The organism is Fictibacillus sp. EA-CB0309 (assembly GCF_055814265.1).
In genome coordinates, this window is the sequence record NZ_CP169271.1 from 2,880,728 (window position 1) to 2,898,516 (window position 17,789).

Consider the following 17,789-nt stretch of genomic DNA (forward strand, 5'->3'; position numbering starts at 1 on the left):
AACAGGATCTGAAGTGGAATTCAGGTCCTTAATTATGTAGCTGGAATACTTTTACTTTCCATTTTTTGAATAAGTAACTCACACTCTTTCCTCGTATCCGGGTGCAAAATCACTTTTTCCGTTAGTAAGTTTAGAATGAGCCGTTCTGAAATGTTAATGTCTGTTCTTTTACTTCCCCATTTTCTCGATAAAGAACGATAGTCACAAATCATCTCAAGTATGTATTTTCTCGGTATAGGAACGGCTTCTCTCTTGACCTGATCGACTACCCAATAGTTCCAGTGATGTTTATTATGATGTTGATGATGTAGCCATGCGTTCTGCCATTCCATCTCATTCACTTTCTTATTCGAATAAAACTTCCTGGCGTATGGAAAGAACTCAACAGGGTGAAACTTGGACAAATCATGTATGAACGCTTGTACGAAGAGCCCTACTTTCCAGCATTCTATGAAAACATTAAGTTTATGTTCGATTATATAAAGGAGGTACTTCAAGTACGCTGCCATTTGGTCATCCCCTAACAAAATAATTCGTCTGCAAAATAAGTCCCTTTGTATCTTACACTTTCATATAGAAAAAGAAAGTATACAAATGCCGCGACTGTAAAAAATCTTTCTAGAATCGTCAAATCAGTATACACTTAGCTTCCGATATAAGTGGTTACGATGATAAAGAGGAAAATAAAAATAAAATATGGGCCAGATCCAATCACCTTGTTCTTATCGCCTAGTAACCTATCAAATGACGCATCGCATACTCTAAAAATAACCATGATTCCTAAAATAAACAGTATGAAAAGTAAAGGCTGGCTTCTTAAAACAGCAAAATCTACGAATTGAAGGACTGAAAATACAACCAAGATGCTCAACAGCTCTCCAATATTATTTTTCGAACGTTTAAAGAAAAAGCGTTTTATTAAAGTCATAGTTATCCCCCCACTTTTATCATTCTTACTGTTTAGTAAGAAATCCTCCTACACCAAAATCTATACTGTATACGTCCAATGTCATTTTTAGCTGTAAGTAAATCATATGCTAATTATAATGAAATGAATATGGATGGAGGAAAATTATGAGAGCTGTGGTATGTACGAAATATGGTTCACCAGCTGTTCTTCGAATGAAAGAAGTAGAAAAACCTTTCCCGAAGGACGATGAAATCCTTGTAAAAGTCCATGCAACCACTGTTACTTCTGGTGACTGCCGCGTTCGGGGTTTTAAATGTCCACCCTTGTTCTGGGTTCCAATGCGACTTTTCTTAGGAATTAGAAAACCAAGAAAGCCGATACTTGGAGTAGAATTATCAGGAGAAATTGAAGCAATCGGCAAAAATGTCACCCGATTTAACAAAGGGGACCATGTTTATGCATTAACTGGTATGCGTTTTGGGGCTCATGCCGAATATACGTGCATTCCTGAGAACGCAATCGTTACAATTAAGCCTTCAAATTCGACCTTTGAAGAAGCCGCTGCTGTGCCCTTTGGAGGAACTTCAGCTCTTTACTTTCTTAGAAAAGGAAACATTCAGAGCGGACAAAAAGTTTTGATCTATGGAGCATCAGGAGCTGTGGGGACTTCAGCCATACAGCTTGCAAAATACTTTGGGGCAGAAGTAACAGGTGTTTGCGGACCAACCAATTTAGAATTAGTGAAATCTCTAGGCGCAGATCATGTTATCGATTACAGAAAAGAGGATTTTACGAGCAGAGAAAAAAGTACGATCTTATCTTTGATGCAGTTGGAAAATGCACAAAATCTCAAGCGCAAAAAGCATTGACTTCAAAAGGAACATTTGTGACAGTTGACGGACAAGGAATCGCAAAAGAAACCGTTGACGACTTAATTTTACTTAAGGAACTTATTGAAAATGAAAAATTAAGAGCTGTAATAGATAGAAAGTACACGCTTGAGGAAACCCCTGAGGCTCATGAATATGTAGAAACCGGCCACAAGGTAGGGGACGTCGTTATCACGTTTGAGACGTACTAGAAAACACAAGACGTACACTACTTAAAATTTGTTAGAGTGTACGTCTTTCTCATTGGGTTGCTTATATGTCCGTATGTTGTATTTATCACACAACTTTTTAAAAAGCGAAATCGTACTAAAAAAGCTTTTGCTGTAATTTCCATCTTCCACCGTCCAACACGTTGCTAACACAGCATGAGAATAAGCTCTTAACAAAACCCTCTCTTTGTCTAGATTCAAATTCTCCACGAAAATATCAATTCGCTTTTCTGTTGCCTCTATAGCATGATCTTCTGGCAACTTGTTCAGCAGATATTGAACCACTTCGTATTCACGGTCACCAATCAATCCCTTTGGATCAATCGCAACCCATGATTCCCCATTTCTTAAAATGTTGTAGTGATGTAAATCTCCATGAAGCAAATACGGTTTTTCCATTGAGCTGTTTAAGTGTTCAAAAATGTTTAGCGCTTCTTTTATCGTTTCTTTAGAGATTGGTCCCTTTTCATTGCTATGATTTCTGTAGATTCTTTTCAAGCTATCTTCTCGATCTATGACTGTTGGAAGGTTTGAGTCAAGTGGTGCTGGAACCATCAACTTTTTCATAACATTTGCAGCAATTCGCGTTGCCTCTTCATCATCTTCCAATTCAGCTAACGTATGCCCAGAGCTCAAACGCTCTAGCATTATGATTCCATGGTGTTCGTCATAATCAAGTACTTCCACTACTCCCGGGCCTTTCATAAGCTGAAGCGCTTTTAATTCAGCTTGAAATTCATTTTGGGAAAGTACAATTTTTAGTACCACTTCTTGTCCATCGTTTCGAATAGCGGGAGCGACAAAATTGTAAGAGAGATTGTATGGTTCTAGAACTTGGAGGCTGTATCGTTGTTCCCATGTTGAAAGAAACGAGTTGAAATTCTCTATCCAATTGTCCGCCTTTTCTCCATGAATTCCTTTTATTGTTTTAATAAAAGGTTTCGGTAGAATAATGCCCATTGCCGTTCTCCTTATGTCGTTAATTCTTTTGTCTGATTATATTCTTGATATAGTAAGTTCATAGCCTTTACTATTTTTTCATCTGAAAACGAATTGATATAGCGATTCGGCAAGTGATTTGCACCTATAACGTAGAGAAAAGGCTGTTGTTGGAACTCACCTAGGATACCAATATCCACAACCACATTCTCTAAACCTCCACTCATATGACTTAAATGATGTTTAGGAATGTTTTCTAGATGGTCTGACGGACGCACAAGGCCATTTATTACGGGCTTCCAAGTTTCAGGCTCAGTCTGATAACCTATGAAAATCGTAATCAAAACCTCAAGCACTTGATCAATTTTACCTTTATTTTCAATGTCTCTTGGATCTGGTGTGATGGTTATAGCGTGAAAATTTCTGCAGATCTCTTCATTAATCCTTTCCCATCCTCCACAAAATTCCACAACACTATTCGCTGCTTTACTATCGTGACACGCAATCATAATTTCCACCAAATCTCCTAGCGAAAGAGAAGTCCTCCCTTGAAAGTGAGGATATAGCTCATGACTGTTTTCTTCTGGATCAAGTTTACATCCGTCGATCATGTCATTCCACTGAAACAAATTCTGTTCCACCAATTTAGTTACACAATACCCGATTATTACTTTGGCTGCAGACGCTAGTGGAACTATGAGTTGAGAATCTAATGAAGCAACAATCTGTTGTTTTTCTGTTGAGTAAACAACCAATCCCACTTTGTTAGATTCAATGTTAATTAAGGTTTCCATGACTTGTTGCATATTAAAATCTCCTTCATATCCAATTGTAACTTTTATCCAATTAAACCATACCATATTTCCTTTCAAATTTCGCCAAAAAATTTCTGTAAAAAGCGTATAATTATCGGTACAGAAATCGTCGTACATAGTGAACGGTAAAATGAAGGGAGTTTTCAACTTGTCTCATTCAACAACAAATACGCTTCACGCGCAGTCAAATGAACTGCGCCAAAGATTTGATGAAGAAATTCGTGATTTTAGTGATGGATTATGGAAATATTGCAGGTATCTTACCGGGTCTCCGTGGGATGGTGAGGATTTGTATCAAGAAACGATGCTTAAAGCCCTTGGCGGTTTATATACAAGATGGCATCCTACGAATCTTAAATCTTATCTTTATCGCACCGCCACCAACGCCTGGATTGACCATTGCCGAAAAGAAAAGCGATCACTCGGTATTTTAGATGAAGAGAATGAACCTACCGAAGAATTTGTGGACACTCTTGATTTAGAAGAAGCACTTGAAAAGCTATTTGAACTTTTCACGCCAAGGCTGACTGCTGTTTTTTTGTTGATGGAGATCTTTCGTTTTAATGCTGAAGAAGTGGCGAGCATAATTAAGACGACGCCTGGCGCTGTTTACGCAACTACTCGCAGAATGAAAACAAAACTTCAAGAGAATAAGTACGAGTCCATAAATCCAAAACCAAAAGATACACCGCAAAAATCAAAGATTATCCAAGCATACCTTAACGCGTTTAATAATGGTGATTTAGAAGGAATGCTAGCACTTATTAGTGACCACGCACATTACGAAGCATCATTAGGATTTTTAGAAGTGAACAAGAACGAGATTCGTGAAGGCTCCCTTGCTTATGGTCTGCCTGGTCATCATGCCATCGAATCTTTGTTATGGGGTAAACCGGTTATTGTGGTGCTTGCGGACACAGATCGAGGGCCGCTCATCCATGACATTCAATATCAAGAAGTGGAAAACGAAAGAATCGTCTACCACCGAAGCTTTTTCTTTAGAAAAGAGTTCATTGTGGCAGCATCAAAAGAATTAGGGTACGCCCCACAGTTAAACAAACCACCGTTGAATTGGATAGATGAGTAGAAAAATAGTCTATGTTTTTAAGTAAGCAAAAAGGAGCTTCAACTAGAAAGCTCCTTTTTATCAAAGAACATTATGCGCTCTTTTGTGTCTTTTCTTTTTTCAAAAATAATTCCTTATCTTTAATGGCCAAAACACTCACTATTAAAAGTAGTACTCCCGAAAGGAAAAATACACTTCTTACACCAAAAAAATCAGATAGGACTCCCATGGTCAATGAAGCTATTCCAAATACACCTGATGATATTGTACCTATAGATGTATAAACGGTAGGTAGATGTTCTTTTGGAACACTAGTTTGAATGACTGTTTGTTGAGGTATGTTCTTTAATTGTCCGAAAAACCCAATAAGTGATGATAAGATTAATGCGAATACAGGAATACTGGTCATACTAAACATTATGGTTGAAATGCAAGCCATACTAGCTCCTGCAATAATGAAACCATTTTGATTTTTATCTATATATCGGGAAAATCTCACGCATACTATACTCCCAATTACTAATCCGATAAAAAAAGAACCGTTTAGAAATCCCCACCATTGCTCCTCAGCTCTCAATGCTTTTTCGACAAAGACGTACATTACTGCTGCAATCCAGACTGCACCTGCAATGGTTTCGATAAATTCCATTCGCACTATCGTTTTTAACACAGGTGTATGATTAATCGTTCGCCATCCTCGCGTCAATAAACCCCAATTTTTTCTTGTCTTTCCGTTTGGTGTGCCACATTTTTTAACAATGTCAACATACAACTAGATAACGCAAATAAAGCAGCTACAATCCAGATTAACTGGTTTGGATCAAATACAAGTAACAGTAAGCTTCAGAAGAACCACGTACCTATTTGAATAGACTGAGTGATTGTTTCCGCTACTCCATTTGCTTGGATTAAGTCCTCTTCTTTTACGTAATATGGAATTAACGCTTGCCGAACTGGATTTGCACATCCATCAAGAAGTGCAATTCCAGCAATAATTAAAAATGCGAAGTAAAAGTTAGATGTGTTAAGGTTTAACACCATAAAAAGGCCTAAACCCAATAAGAGAAGAGTCTTTCCTATCTGTGACCATACTAAAATTAATTTTAATCTAACTTTCCCAATAACTAATGGTGCAAGAATGCTAGAAATAAACATAGCAAATGTAACCGTGAATGGAACGAATGCTGATACAGCTGCCGACTCGGTTAATGTGTATAGAGCACTGATGAGACCGACAATATACAGAACATCCCCAATATTCGCTAATGACTGACCTAACAAAAGAAATAGAAAACTACGATTTTTGTTCAAGATTATCCCCCGTTTTTTATGGTTTCTTAGATTGGAAGTTAAAAAACGGGTTGATTAAATTGGCTGATTGCTCATGAAATAAAGCTCCTTTTATCAATGAAAGAGATGAAAAAACTGGGGGATATCATTTTTTCATTTTCCATTTGTTTTACTATCACTATATAATTTGTGTTTCACTTGTATGCAACCGTAAAGTGTTGTCTTTTTTTATTCACAAACCAAACGTTTCTTTTATTTGATCAGCTACTTCTTCTGGTCTCATATACGTATTGTTAATCCTTAAGTAGTTCTCCTTTTTGATCTCTCCTTCATGAGAGTTCAATCGATACTTGTCCATCGAAGTTTTAAGGTCGTTCTCCGACCATTCAATGTTGCGTTTCGATGGCTTATGTTCGAGTCGGTGCGCTGTGATGTTTCTTTCTAGTCTAGTTTCTAGATCAGACTCTAGTTCTACAAAGTAAATCTCTGCGCCTTCTTTCTCAAACACCTGACATACATTCTCAACAAAATCCCAATCTGCTTGGAAGTTAAATGCCCAGACGTAGGTGAAAATCATGCCATATTGATCACTTTTAGCAAACGCCTCAAAAATTTCAGAACGAAATAAGTTTACCAACCTTCTGCCTTCTTTTGATCCATAATCGAAAAAAGGAGTCACAAGATTGATCGTCATATGATTGTGAAAGAGTTTTAAATCGGTCAGCTTCTCTAATTCATGTCCGACTGTCATTTTCCCTACTGCTTGTGGTCCAAATAACAATACTAGCTTCATAGGTTCACCCCAAAATAATAAAAATCTGTATCTCAATATGCTACTATGAAAAAGAAAAATATTCCATAAGATCTGGAGTTAATAGATGTTTTTAGGTGTAGGCTAAATTGAAAAAGTTGGTCAACTAAGGAAGACCAACTCTAATTTATCCTTTATATTTGCCGCTCAAGTAATTCAGAAAGATAAATTGATCCCAAAAATGCTGCTATTATGATTGAACCACCTAACCAGATCGGTACATTTTTCTTATCAAGACCTATTTTATAAAAACACCAGAGTAAGATCATTACTATAACAGCTGATAATAAGGCATATTGCCACACTTCCCAGGTTTTAGGAATGAATAATTTTGTAATAGGACCAACAAGCATCACTGAAGTAAATGAAAGAGGGAAACGCAAAGTCATACCTTTCTCGCCTCCTTTTCACGACCTTCTTTTATTAAAAAACAAACGTGTTTAAGACAGACAAAGCTACTATCGCGACCCACATATAAAATGAAGGCGCGTCTCCACCTAGGCCATATTCATCTACTATGTAGCCTGAAGCGGTTAATGCAATCGTTGGAATGAGTAAACAAATCAATAGAATGCTGTAAAAACTGAAATGATTAAGAAGCTTATTCTTTCTCTGAAGACTTACCGTAGCTAATACCACCAAAAGAATGATAATAAATGCTATAAAAATGGGACGTAAGTAAATAAATTCTGGGAATGGGTCATTCATGATGTATCCTCCGTTACCTAATGTTGCTGGACTGATAATATAACTTGAGGAGTTCTTCAACAAGGATGTTATCAATCTTCATACCTGTCATGTCACTACTTTCAATCTCAACATTCCTTAGATCACAGTTCTTAATCTATGAACCGTTTAGATCACATCGCTCAAACGTTATTGGTTTATTTTGATCGCCAAGGTTCGTATCTGTAAACCGTACACCACCTAAAGTGACGTAAATCATTTCACTATCAGATAAATTCAAATCTGCAAAGAGCGTGTTCCGGTAATTAATGTTTTGAAACTTAGAATGGCTAAGATTGCAGTTGCTCATATGTATGTGACTTGCGTTGCTGTTACTAATCGAACTACCTTCCATGGTTACTTGATAATAGTCGGTTTGACTTAAATTGCTATTTTCATACTGCATGTGAGATAGGTCTTTGTTTTTTACTAACCTGTCTTGTTCACCGGCAGTTTTAATTTGTTTTACATAACAATACTCATCTTCACCTTCAAACGTTGTTACATAACCCATTTTTTTATAAAAATGATGATTGTTGAGTTGCCTGCTAGACGTTTCAAGATCCCAAGCTCTAATATGAGGAAACTCTTTTTCAATCAAGGTGATAACTGCTGATCCTATTCCTTTTCCTTGATACGCTGGATCGATAAAAATCCGATCGATTCTGCCGTATGATTTCCCGGAAACCGTTGCGATAAGTCCTCCAACAAGTAATCCTTGATACAGAACTTTAAAGTATTCCAATTCTCTAATCATGTACTTTGTCATCTCTATAGATGAGCATCCCGGTGGCTGAATATTGTAATCGATGATGTCTTGATTTGAAAGCCACTTTTCCGCTTCATGATCAAACGTTTTTTTCATTATTACAGTTAACTCTTCTGCATCGTTCAGTATTGCTTTTTTAATTGTAATCTGTGACATGTAAGCGTTCTCCTTTTTATGTATAAAAAGCATTTACGAATTTTTTAAGGATAGTCCTTTTTCTTCAAGTGCAGCCAGAAGCTGTGCCATCGCTTTTGGACCCATACCGTGTAACTTCATAAGATCTATTTCAGTCCAATTTGTCAGCTGTTCGATTGTCGAGATGCCAGCAGAAGCCAGTGCCCTTTGAGCGGGTTTTGCTAATTTTGGCGGGAGGTTTGTTTCTGATTTATTTGTCATTTGCACATTCCTTTCAAAGAACATTTTTCACAAACTTAACAGCTACCTCTTGAAGCATAATACATACGAACCAACCACTTATACCTAAACCCAGGCAAACGATTAATGAGAGCGATTGCTTTAAAGAAACATACACAATGAACAATAGGACGGCAGTCGCAGGGAATCCCCAAAGGACTCCAAGTGCAAATTTGCTTAAGTTTGTGGTTTGCTCTCCTTGTATGTATAGCCAGATGATGCTTAACAAACTAACAAGTGGAAGTGCAGCCACCATACCTCCATAGCTCGGAAACCTTCTTGCAATTTCGGTAACTGCTGCAATTACTCCTGCAGAAATAAGGATTTTCATTACTACATACATGATTTTGCACGCTCACTTAACAGTTTGAAAGCTTGAGTGATTAACTCTCTTTCAGTATCATCCATCTGACTAAAAATCATATTTAGCTTGTCTTCATCAAGACTCGTGTTCTGATGGAGAACTTCTTTGCCGAGATCAGTCAAACCAAGTATCACTTTGCGTTCATCATGTGGGTCTCGTTGCTTTAAGATGTAGTCCTTACCAATCATCCGCTTCACATGTTCAGAAGCGGTGTTATGGGAAATCTGCAGGTAGGCTGCAACATCATTCACTCCTACTTTTTCGTTCTTGTCGATTAACTGCAGAATTCGTACTACTTGGTGGGTGATTTTTTCACCATTTGGATAATGCAATCGAAAATAAATATCTGTCCAATATTGGTTAATTTGTGATGAATAGCTCACTGTTGGCACCTCTTTATATATCGTATAGTTAGATTGTATCTTATAATACGATATAAAAGGAAGACCAAATCAAATATTCTAAAAAAGGTGGGGTTTTCACATACTCTATTTATTTGTAGACCTCTGTTTCGTCTTACTCATAAATTCACACACCACTTCTTTAAATTTGTCCGGCTCTTCATAATGTGGTGTGTGTCCACTCTCATCAAATAAGAAAATGGTTCCGTTTTTCACGTCTTTTGCAAATGATTCTATATGTTTGTTACAGGTTACTGGATCGTGTTTTCCGACCATCAGCAACATCGGGTGAGACACTTCTTTTAATTTCGGAAGCAACGAAGTAAATATTTCCCCTCTTCCTATAACCTTTCATAATGAATAGCCGAACGATCATAGAATTCATCCCATTCCTCATCTGTATACTGTGAATAATCGGTTGGGTGAGATTCGTTGTAACGATAGATTTCCATCCTGTGCGCACCCAGCTCATCGCTTAACGTCCCATAGATTTCGGTCAGTTCTTGAGTAGTGCTATCACTTTCTGCCCACTTTAAACACTCATCACTTTTCACATCGTTTCCATACTTTTTTAATAATTGTGCTGTTTTTCTAAGATTGCTCCTAGCTGTTAATTCAAAGTCAAAAGTTGGACATTCGTATATCACTTTTTCAATAGAAGCAGGATAATGTGAGACGTACAAAAGTGCTAAATAACCGCCAAACGAATGACCGATTAAAGACCATTTATCTATGTGGAGTTCTTTCCTTAATGCCTCACAATCCCCTATAAGATCCATTAGTACGAACTCTTCATTTTCTACAATACCTTCTGAGCGACAGACACCTCTTTGATCTAGGGCAATTAAATAAAAATCCTTTTGAAGATTCTTGGCTTGATGATACGTAAAAGCATAACAAGATTCACCTGGTCCTCCGTGTAAATAGAGAATTGCAGGGTTGTTTTGTGATCCATAGGTCTCAATATGCAAGTATTTATTACGAATTATCATTTATATCGCTCCCCCACTATTAGACTGTCTTTTCCAGATGAATAAAACCACAACTCGCCTCTGTTAAAAGACAAAACATCTTTGCGAAAAATTAATTTCACGTTAATTTGAATAATTTCACATTAATTTAAATAAATTCACGTTAATCTCATTAATTTCACATTAATCTCAATAATTTCACGTTAGCTACATTTTCAGTAATTCTATGACTGAGCTGGCTGCAAATATTTCGTAAAATAAGCCCCTAACAGCAACAACACGACCGTACTTGACCAGCTCCAGATCCCGAGGAAATCAAACCAGTATGCGAGAAGGTTCATTACTGCGACCAAAAAGAAACAGATGGATGTTAATGCTGATTTCACACTGGTTATGCCCTGTGCCTTTCGCTGCCTAACCACATATGTAATCGAGAAGATCAAGGATACAAGGACAAGAATAGATAAGATGGACTCCATGTGTACTTCCCTCCCATTTACTATCTACTTAAATATAAGACATAGATAAACTAAATGTTTCAAAATTTTCCAAATGACAACTTTAGTCTCATTCTTCTTTTTATCCGGCATTTTTTATTTATGCGGAACGATTGATCATGATCCTCTTCGTGTTTATTGCTGACCGCGTTTCATAATTAGTAAATCGTAAAACTCAAGCGTCGTAAGCGTTTGTATCACATTTCCATCACACAACCATCACAAAACGTTCACAAAACCCTTTTGTAATGTGTCTTCAGGTGTTCTATTATTTGTACTGAGAAAAGATTTAGTGCTTTAATAGAGGTGGATTTAAGGTTACACTATATGGATAATATAGAGAGAGAAATATTGTGAAGATGGTGTCTTATAGTATGGAGAGAAGTGTTTGTACAGAAAAACAAAAACGGTCAGCAGTCCTGTCACAAACAGTGAAAACAGGGATTATCAAATCAAACCTTGTTCCCATGTTCGCAGGGCTCACACTGGCTTTATATACGTACGATATCGATCCTGGCACGAAGATTCTAGATGTCTTGTTTGCTTTGATCGGTACGATTTTAGTCATTGGTGCTGCTGGTACCTTCAACAACGTGTATGACCGCGACATTGACGCGATCATGGAAAGAACAAAAGGAAGACCAACTGTTACGGGCGAGATTAACATTAAATCGGCGATAACACTCGCTGTTGTGATGGCTGTGCTTGGTATTATAGCGCTCGCTTTCACTACGCCGCTTGCTGCTTTGCTAGGTTTTCTCGGTCTATTCTTTTACGTCGTTCCATATACGATGTGGACGAAACGCAGAACGATTTACAACACAGAAGTCGGCAGTATTTCTGGAGCGATGCCTCCCTGATCGGATGGGCTGCCATGACTGGAACGCTCGCACACCCTGCCATTGCAGCATTATTCATCATTCAGGTAATCTGGCAGATGCCTCACTTTTATGCGATTGCGATCCGCCGTCACGATGAATACAAAGCGGCTCGCATTCCGATGCTCCCTGTTGTAAAAGGCGTAAAAAGAACATACACGCAAACAAACATTTATCTAGTGCTCTTAAGCTTAACAAGCTTTCTGTTTCTGCCATTAAGCTTAGGCTTAACACTAGTGGCGCTCCTCATGAACGTCGGATGGCTCGTACTCAGCATCTACGGATACAAGAAAAACAAGGATTCAGAGAAATGGGCAAAGCTGCTCTTTATCTATTCTCTGATTCACATGACAATCCTATTTTCGACGGTCATCGTGTACTCGCTTGTTGGGATATTTATATTGAAATAAAAAATGCTCAGAGTTTGCTCTGGGCATTTTTTTTGACTCTATTTATAGAGAATATCATCTCTTAAGGTAGCGACTTTAGATAGTGCTGTTTGGATATCAGCTTCTTCTACTCCGAAGTGAGCAAGGGCGTTATGTAGATGTGTAGCGATGGCATTAAAATGTTCGGGTTGCAGATTTAAGCCTTCATGCGCTTTAGCCATAGATTTACCTGTATATTGTTTAGGGCCTCCTAATGCAAAACTGATAAATTTGGCTTGGTGGCTTTTTTGTTTTTCCATGTCTGTATTATCAAAGAAATGATTGACAGACTCATCTTTCAAGACTAACTCATCATAAAAATAGTCTACTACCTTCGTGATGGCTTCCTCGCCGCCAACTTTTTCGTAAAGTGTTTGTTCCATGACCATATCTCCTTTACCAGATTGTTTGGTTTACCTCTTCAATCATAACCTAATTTATAAAAAGTGAATCCTTCAAAAGTTGTATATCTTATAGAAAAAATCTCAAAAACTGTATAATAGTCGTTATATAAAATGGAAAGTAAAGAGGGATTGAACATGATTTCTTTAAAATCAGCTCGAGAGATTGAGCTTATGCATAACGCCGGCAAGCTTTTAGCCGCTACTCACCGCGAGATCGCTATACTCATTAAGCCTGGCATTACAACTAGGGAGATTGACGAGTTCGTTGAAAAATTCTTAGCTGAACAGGGGGCAACACCTGAACAAAAAGGATTTCATGGCTATCAGTACGCAACATGTGCTTCCATTAATGATGAGATCTGTCATGGCTTTCCGCGAAAACAGCCATTAAAAAAGGAGACATTGTCACCATTGATATGGTGGTGAATCTACGCGGTGGATTGGCTGATTCCGCTTGGACGTATGCAGTCGGCAGCATTTCACCACAAAAGCAAAAACTGTTGGACGTTACGAAAGAAAGTCTTTATAAAGGAATCGACCAGGCTGTGGTCGGAAACCGTCTCGGGGATATCGGACATGCGATACAGACCTATGCGGAGGCAGAAGGTTTTTCCGTCGTTCGTGATTTTACAGCACACGGAATCGGCCCCAGCCTACATGAAGACCCACAAATTCCGCACTATGGTGAACCAGGAAAAGGTCTGAAACTGAAAGAGGGCATGGTGATTACGATTGAGCCGATGATCAACGAAGGTGCGTGGCAAAGCAAGATGGACATGAACGGCTGGACAGCCCGAACCATTGACGGCAAGCTTTCCGCTCAATATGAGCACACACTTGCCATAACGAAGGATGGTCCGATTATTTTAACGGAGCAATAGAACCGCTTTGTATAAGTATGATAAATTCGATTTATGTCGAGGATTGTAGACTCGTGGATATATGGCCAAAACTTCTGGATTCAAGGTCAACATTTTTGGATTCAGAGGTAAAACTCGTGGATTCATGGCCTAAACTCGTGGATTCACCTTTCAGAACGGACTGTAAAGCGTTTCTCCTCCTCCAAAAATAGCTTCAAACGACTTTCAAAACGACTAAGAAAATAAATAGACCAGTTTTGGTACCAAAACTGCACCTTTTATGAAAAAAGCCTCGCTAAAAAAGCCTGTAAGAAGCCCGACTGAATTAATTTGACGATTGGACAGAAGAGGAACAGTAGCCAATTTGGTCACTTAAAGAGTAAAACAAACCCCGCTGAAGCAAGTTCAGCGGGGTTTTTCTACTTCAATTATTTACTGTTTTTCATAGCAATGTATCGTTTAACCACTTCATACACGTAGTCTTGGTTCGCTGCTGCAGTTGTCGGATCGTATTTGCCACCGTTTGTTTTGTTGTTAGAAAGTACGCGGATTCCTAAGAATGCGACATCATACGCTTTAGAAATTTGTGCAGCCGAAGCGCCTTCCATCTCTTCTACTGATGTCCCAAAATTCTCATGGAACCATTTGATGCGATCTACTTCATTGTTCCAAACGTCCGCAGAACCAATCGTACCCTCAACAACTTTCCCTTTCGTGTACTTCCCTTTCACCGCATGAGCCGCTGCAAGCAACTCTTCGTCTCCTTCAAAGTAACGAGCTTTTTCAGCATTCGGGTCTTCCCCAGCACTGCCTTCAGATGCCATCAAGTCCATTGGAATCCAAGAAGTTGGGTGGATACCTTCGTTCGCTTCTTTATGAGGCGTTTTTAATGAACCTAGATTTACTGTTCTTTTTCCGAGCACGATATCAAAAACGTTTAAACTTGGATCATGTCCACCAGACGTTCCTTGGTTGATGATTGCTACTGGCTTATATTTTTCAATCGCAATGGCTGTTGCCGCTGCTGTGTTCTCCATTCCTTTACCCGTTTTTGCAACGATCACAGGATAGTTATCAAGCGTTCCTTTATAAAATACAAAGTTCCCAGACTTTTCTTCTTTTACATTCTTTAGGCGTTTCGCAAAATTTTCTGCTTCAATCGGCATCGGCCCTTGAATGATGATCGGCCGTTTTGACTTTTCTTTCCCTGCTGCTGTTTGATTAAAGTTAAACCCTGCTAGTGCTGATAAAAAGAGTACCGCTGCGATCGCGAGCAAACCATATTTTTTCATTTTGTTCTCTCCCCCAGGTGTAGTGGTTCACTCGAATATGATCAAACAAAAAGGTCTAGAGTATGTAGAATGCGTTCTACCTCTAGACCATAAGAGTCAAAGTATGCAAATGAAGCAAAGAGTCTTTGCCAGTCTTTGCCAAATTATTAGTTGTCAAACCGAAAACCCGAATAAACAACCTGATACTTCAACTCGTAGTCCAGTTCTTTCATTGGGAACCGGGTAGAAACGCTCAGACCTTATTACCGAGCATATACGAGTAATTCGTTTTTATATATGTTACTTTGATAATATAACAACAATTATATATAATTTCAACCTAAATCTTAACTATATGACGTATTTTTAAGTTAATTGTTCGTATTTTAATAAAGTCTTGTTGGAGCCACTATAAAATCATTCTGTTACCCAATGAAACGAAAGCAGATGAGATTAAAGTCTAAATCACTATGAATTAAGTCTATAGCGGTATGAATTAAGTCTAAAATAAAAAAATTAAGTCTATTTAATGCCTCATTAAGTCGTTTTGAAGAAAAAAAGGCCATTCGCTAATTTTCAACACTTTCAAAGTAGACGACACGACTAGACTCACTCTTTGAAACTTCTTTTAATAGGAGTAATTTTTATCAATTCCTCGTATAGTTTCGTTTTCATCTCTTCAAGTTCTTCATTAGAAGGCTTTACTTCCTCTGAGAACATTTCCTCACGATTTACCCACCAGACAGGACCCTTTACAGGTGAATCATTCTCTCTTCGGGGAAACAGGTGCCAATGTAGATGCGAATCACCATTCCCGAGTAATTCATAGTTTAACTTCTCAACATTGAAGGCTTTATATACGGCTTCAGCCACTTGACTCATTTCGATCAAAAAATTATTTTTAACGTGGTTCTCTAAAAAATGAAGTTCTGTCTTATGTTGTTTAGAAAGAAAAAGACTGTATCCCTTAAAATACTGATGATCTCCAATTACCACATAACCTGTTTCTAACTCAGCAACAAAATAGGGATTTGTTTCGTTTTCAATCATTTCAATACGCTCACAAATTAAACAGCTTGTATTCGTCACCGCTAAAACCTCTTTCTTTTATTTTTGTCTTCATATTAGCATTAATTCCCTTTTCTGTGTTCTGATTGTTTATTCTTTCGTTTAGTTCCCACAGTGCCGTTTTGTTGCTATCCCATTTAAGGGCTGACAATGCTTCTTTATATTCCATCCACTCGTATGTAGAGTGCTCACTCGAGAGCGTTAACTCATCGTTTAACACTTCCATACCAAATGAGTATTCAGGAATAACATATACGTCCTCACCCCATAAATAATGACCAACAACATGTTCGACGGGCAGAGATGCTACCGAATCTAAAAAATCAGTCTGCATGCAGTGCCTAAACCCGCTTCTTCCAATGCTTCACGCCTTGCTGCTTCAACCGGCGTTTCTTCTCCTTCTCCACCACCAGCAATTCCTTGCCAATAGTTTTGGTCCGCTCTTTTTAAAATGGCGTACTCAACGCAACTTCCTATGATTCGATAAGGTATAACCAAAACTTGGTACGGTGCTCTCAATGTTCATTCCTCCAAAGGTTCATGTACGTTTTTTGTAACACTTACAAGCGGTATTTCAGCGAAAACTCGGCTATTATAATAATACACTTATTTTGTTGGGGGCTTTATTTTGGAAACCAATCTTTTACAAGAAGCAACGAAATTTATTAATGCCTGCTACCAGGAGTTAAATAAAACAGAAGAAGAAATCGATATTCGAATCAGAGAGATTACGGGCGAAATTCTTGACGATGGTACTTACAAACACACACCTTTTGAATTAGAGTACGGGGCGAAAGTCGCTTGGCGGAACAGCAATCGCTGTATTGGAAGATTGTTTTGGGATCAGATGCATACATTTGATAAACGACATCTGAAAACAGAAGAAGACATTTTTCAAGCGATTATTGAGCACATGGAGTATGCCACAAATGACGGGCGCATCCGTCCGACCATCACGATTTTCTCACCAAAAACAGATAATCACCTGGTTCGTATCTGGAACCACCAGATGATTCGTTACGCGGGGTATTCGTTAGATGATGGCGTAATGGGTGATCCAGCATCCATCGAATTTACGAAAAAATGTATCGAATTAGGGTGGGAGCCTAAATACGGACAATTTGATATTCTCCCAATCGTAATCCAACTAAACAACGATACTCCTAAATTCTTTGAACTGCCTGAAGCGGTTACTCTAGAAGTAGATATTCGCCATCCGGAATATGAATGGTTCAAAGATCTGCAGCTCAAATGGTACGGTGTCCCTTTCATTTCAGATATGGCACTTGAAATTGGCGGCATTCACTATACAGCAGCCCCTTTTAACGGGTGGTATATGGGAACTGAAATTGGAGCACGGAATTTAGCAGATGAAGACCGGTACAACATGCTGCCAAAGATCGCATCACTCATGGGGCTTGATACGAAAAGTTCCATTTCCCTTTGGAAAGATAAAGCACTCGTAGAACTAAACATCGCCGTGTTGCATTCATTTAGAGAAGACGGCGTTAGTATCGTCGATCATCATACGGCAGCACAGCAGTTTAAGAAGTTTGAAGAAAAAGAAACGGAAAGCGGTCGTAAAGTAACCGGCAACTGGGCATGGCTCATTCCGCCAATGTCAGCGGCTACTACCCACATCTTTCATAAGCCTTATAAAAATGAAATCGTAAAGCCGAATTATTTTTATCAAGACAAGCCTTACTGACAATAGATAACCCGAAAAACGTTCAGGAACTGTATCTGGACGTTTTTTTTCATACCTTCCTCTCAAACAAAATATAATTGAGAAGAGGTTTGCTGGTTCG

18 protein-coding genes, 6 pseudogenes and 1 riboswitch are annotated in these 17,789 nt (G+C 38.4%); of the genes and pseudogenes, 5 read left to right on the forward strand and 19 right to left on the reverse strand.

The window, feature by feature from the left end:
• Window positions 1-32 precede the first annotated feature (32 nt).
• A complete protein-coding gene (locus ACEWFH_RS16125; protein WP_473724808.1) occupies window positions 33-509 on the reverse strand; it encodes a DUF5662 family protein in 477 nt (158 codons plus the stop codon).
• Window positions 510-643: 134 nt separating this feature from the next.
• Window positions 644-928, reverse strand: a complete 285-nt coding sequence (locus tag ACEWFH_RS16130; protein WP_473724809.1) for a hypothetical protein — start codon at window positions 926-928, stop codon at window positions 644-646.
• A gap of 146 nt (window positions 929-1,074) precedes the next feature.
• Here ACEWFH_RS16130 and ACEWFH_RS16135 point away from each other — a divergent pair.
• Window positions 1,075-1,991: pseudogene (locus ACEWFH_RS16135) on the forward strand (NAD(P)-dependent alcohol dehydrogenase).
• A gap of 21 nt (window positions 1,992-2,012) precedes the next feature.
• On the opposite strand, the gene ACEWFH_RS16140 reads toward ACEWFH_RS16135, so the two are convergent.
• Window positions 2,013-2,969 carry an aminoglycoside phosphotransferase family protein gene (locus tag ACEWFH_RS16140; protein WP_473724810.1) on the reverse strand — a complete coding sequence of 319 codons (957 nt, stop codon included), beginning with the start codon at window positions 2,967-2,969 and terminating at the stop codon, window positions 2,013-2,015.
• A gap of 11 nt (window positions 2,970-2,980) precedes the next feature.
• A complete protein-coding gene (locus tag ACEWFH_RS16145) occupies window positions 2,981-3,754 on the reverse strand; it encodes a serine hydrolase (RefSeq protein WP_473724811.1) in 774 nt (257 codons plus the stop codon).
• Between the two features lie 157 nt (window positions 3,755-3,911).
• Here ACEWFH_RS16145 and ACEWFH_RS16150 point away from each other — a divergent pair, with 157 nt between their 5' ends.
• Window positions 3,912-4,850, forward strand: a complete 939-nt coding sequence (locus tag ACEWFH_RS16150; RefSeq protein ID WP_473724812.1) for a sigma-70 family RNA polymerase sigma factor — start codon at window positions 3,912-3,914, stop codon at window positions 4,848-4,850.
• 70 nt (window positions 4,851-4,920) lie between these two features.
• Here ACEWFH_RS16150 and ACEWFH_RS16155 read toward each other — a convergent pair whose 3' ends face one another.
• From ACEWFH_RS16155 to ACEWFH_RS16205, 11 genes and pseudogenes are all read right to left on the reverse strand, one after another.
• Window positions 4,921-5,601, reverse strand: coding sequence for an MFS transporter (locus ACEWFH_RS16155; protein ID WP_473724813.1), 681 nt, complete (start codon window positions 5,599-5,601; stop codon window positions 4,921-4,923).
• Between the two features lie 71 nt (window positions 5,602-5,672).
• On the reverse strand, window positions 5,673-6,140 hold the full coding sequence (locus ACEWFH_RS16160) for an MFS transporter (protein ID WP_473724814.1): 468 nt from the start codon (window positions 6,138-6,140) through the stop codon (window positions 5,673-5,675).
• Window positions 6,141-6,351: 211 nt separating this feature from the next.
• The gene (locus tag ACEWFH_RS16165; protein WP_473724815.1) at window positions 6,352-6,912 is read right to left on the reverse strand and encodes an AAA family ATPase; all 561 of its coding nucleotides are present in this window, start codon (window positions 6,910-6,912) and stop codon (window positions 6,352-6,354) included.
• 152 nt (window positions 6,913-7,064) lie between these two features.
• Window positions 7,065-7,319: a hypothetical protein gene (locus ACEWFH_RS16170; protein ID WP_473724816.1), complete on the reverse strand. Its 255-nt coding sequence runs from the start codon at window positions 7,317-7,319 to the stop codon at window positions 7,065-7,067.
• A gap of 34 nt (window positions 7,320-7,353) precedes the next feature.
• Window positions 7,354-7,638 carry a hypothetical protein gene (locus ACEWFH_RS16175; RefSeq protein ID WP_473724817.1) on the reverse strand — a complete coding sequence of 95 codons (285 nt, stop codon included), beginning with the start codon at window positions 7,636-7,638 and terminating at the stop codon, window positions 7,354-7,356.
• 13 nt (window positions 7,639-7,651) lie between these two features.
• A pseudogene (locus ACEWFH_RS16180) lies at window positions 7,652-8,581 on the reverse strand (GNAT family N-acetyltransferase).
• A 33-nt stretch (window positions 8,582-8,614) separates the two neighbouring features.
• The gene (locus ACEWFH_RS16185) at window positions 8,615-8,821 is read right to left on the reverse strand and encodes a DNA-directed RNA polymerase subunit alpha C-terminal domain-containing protein (protein ID WP_473724818.1); all 207 of its coding nucleotides are present in this window, start codon (window positions 8,819-8,821) and stop codon (window positions 8,615-8,617) included.
• Between the two features lie 13 nt (window positions 8,822-8,834).
• The gene (locus ACEWFH_RS16190; protein ID WP_473724819.1) at window positions 8,835-9,182 is read right to left on the reverse strand and encodes a DUF3147 family protein; all 348 of its coding nucleotides are present in this window, start codon (window positions 9,180-9,182) and stop codon (window positions 8,835-8,837) included.
• Window positions 9,173-9,586: a MarR family winged helix-turn-helix transcriptional regulator gene (locus ACEWFH_RS16195; RefSeq protein ID WP_473724820.1), complete on the reverse strand. Its 414-nt coding sequence runs from the start codon at window positions 9,584-9,586 to the stop codon at window positions 9,173-9,175. The genes ACEWFH_RS16190 and ACEWFH_RS16195 overlap by 10 nt, the downstream gene beginning before the upstream one ends.
• 105 nt (window positions 9,587-9,691) lie before the next feature.
• Window positions 9,692-10,596 (reverse strand): annotated as a pseudogene (locus tag ACEWFH_RS16200) (alpha/beta fold hydrolase).
• 203 nt (window positions 10,597-10,799) lie between these two features.
• Window positions 10,800-11,054 (reverse strand): hypothetical protein, encoded by a 255-nt coding sequence (locus ACEWFH_RS16205; protein WP_473724821.1) that lies wholly within the window; start codon window positions 11,052-11,054, stop codon window positions 10,800-10,802.
• Between the two features lie 392 nt (window positions 11,055-11,446).
• On the opposite strand from ACEWFH_RS16205, the pseudogene cyoE reads away from it, so the two are divergent.
• Window positions 11,447-12,360, forward strand: a pseudogene (gene cyoE, locus ACEWFH_RS16210) (heme o synthase).
• Between the two features lie 38 nt (window positions 12,361-12,398).
• Here the strand turns inward: cyoE and ACEWFH_RS16215 are convergent.
• The gene (locus tag ACEWFH_RS16215; protein WP_473724822.1) at window positions 12,399-12,761 is read right to left on the reverse strand and encodes a group I truncated hemoglobin; all 363 of its coding nucleotides are present in this window, start codon (window positions 12,759-12,761) and stop codon (window positions 12,399-12,401) included.
• A 156-nt stretch (window positions 12,762-12,917) separates the two neighbouring features.
• Here ACEWFH_RS16215 and map point away from each other — a divergent pair.
• Window positions 12,918-13,663 (forward strand): annotated as a pseudogene (gene map / locus ACEWFH_RS16220) (type I methionyl aminopeptidase).
• 407 nt (window positions 13,664-14,070) lie between these two features.
• Here map and ACEWFH_RS16225 read toward each other — a convergent pair.
• From ACEWFH_RS16225 to ACEWFH_RS16235, 3 genes and pseudogenes are all read right to left on the reverse strand, one after another.
• Window positions 14,071-14,934, reverse strand: a complete 864-nt coding sequence (locus ACEWFH_RS16225; RefSeq protein ID WP_473724823.1) for a 5'-methylthioadenosine/S-adenosylhomocysteine nucleosidase — start codon at window positions 14,932-14,934, stop codon at window positions 14,071-14,073.
• Between the two features lie 175 nt (window positions 14,935-15,109).
• Window positions 15,110-15,213: riboswitch (purine riboswitch) on the reverse strand.
• Between the two features lie 309 nt (window positions 15,214-15,522).
• Window positions 15,523-16,002 carry an HIT family protein gene (locus ACEWFH_RS16230; RefSeq protein WP_473724824.1) on the reverse strand — a complete coding sequence of 160 codons (480 nt, stop codon included), beginning with the start codon at window positions 16,000-16,002 and terminating at the stop codon, window positions 15,523-15,525.
• Window positions 15,974-16,500, reverse strand: a pseudogene (locus tag ACEWFH_RS16235) (NUDIX hydrolase). Before ACEWFH_RS16235 ends, ACEWFH_RS16230 begins: the two are co-directional and overlap by 29 nt.
• A 109-nt stretch (window positions 16,501-16,609) precedes the next feature.
• Between ACEWFH_RS16235 and ACEWFH_RS16240 the strand changes: the two are divergent.
• On the forward strand, window positions 16,610-17,689 hold the full coding sequence (locus ACEWFH_RS16240; protein WP_473724825.1) for a nitric oxide synthase oxygenase: 1,080 nt from the start codon (window positions 16,610-16,612) through the stop codon (window positions 17,687-17,689).
• Window positions 17,690-17,789 lie beyond the last annotated feature (100 nt).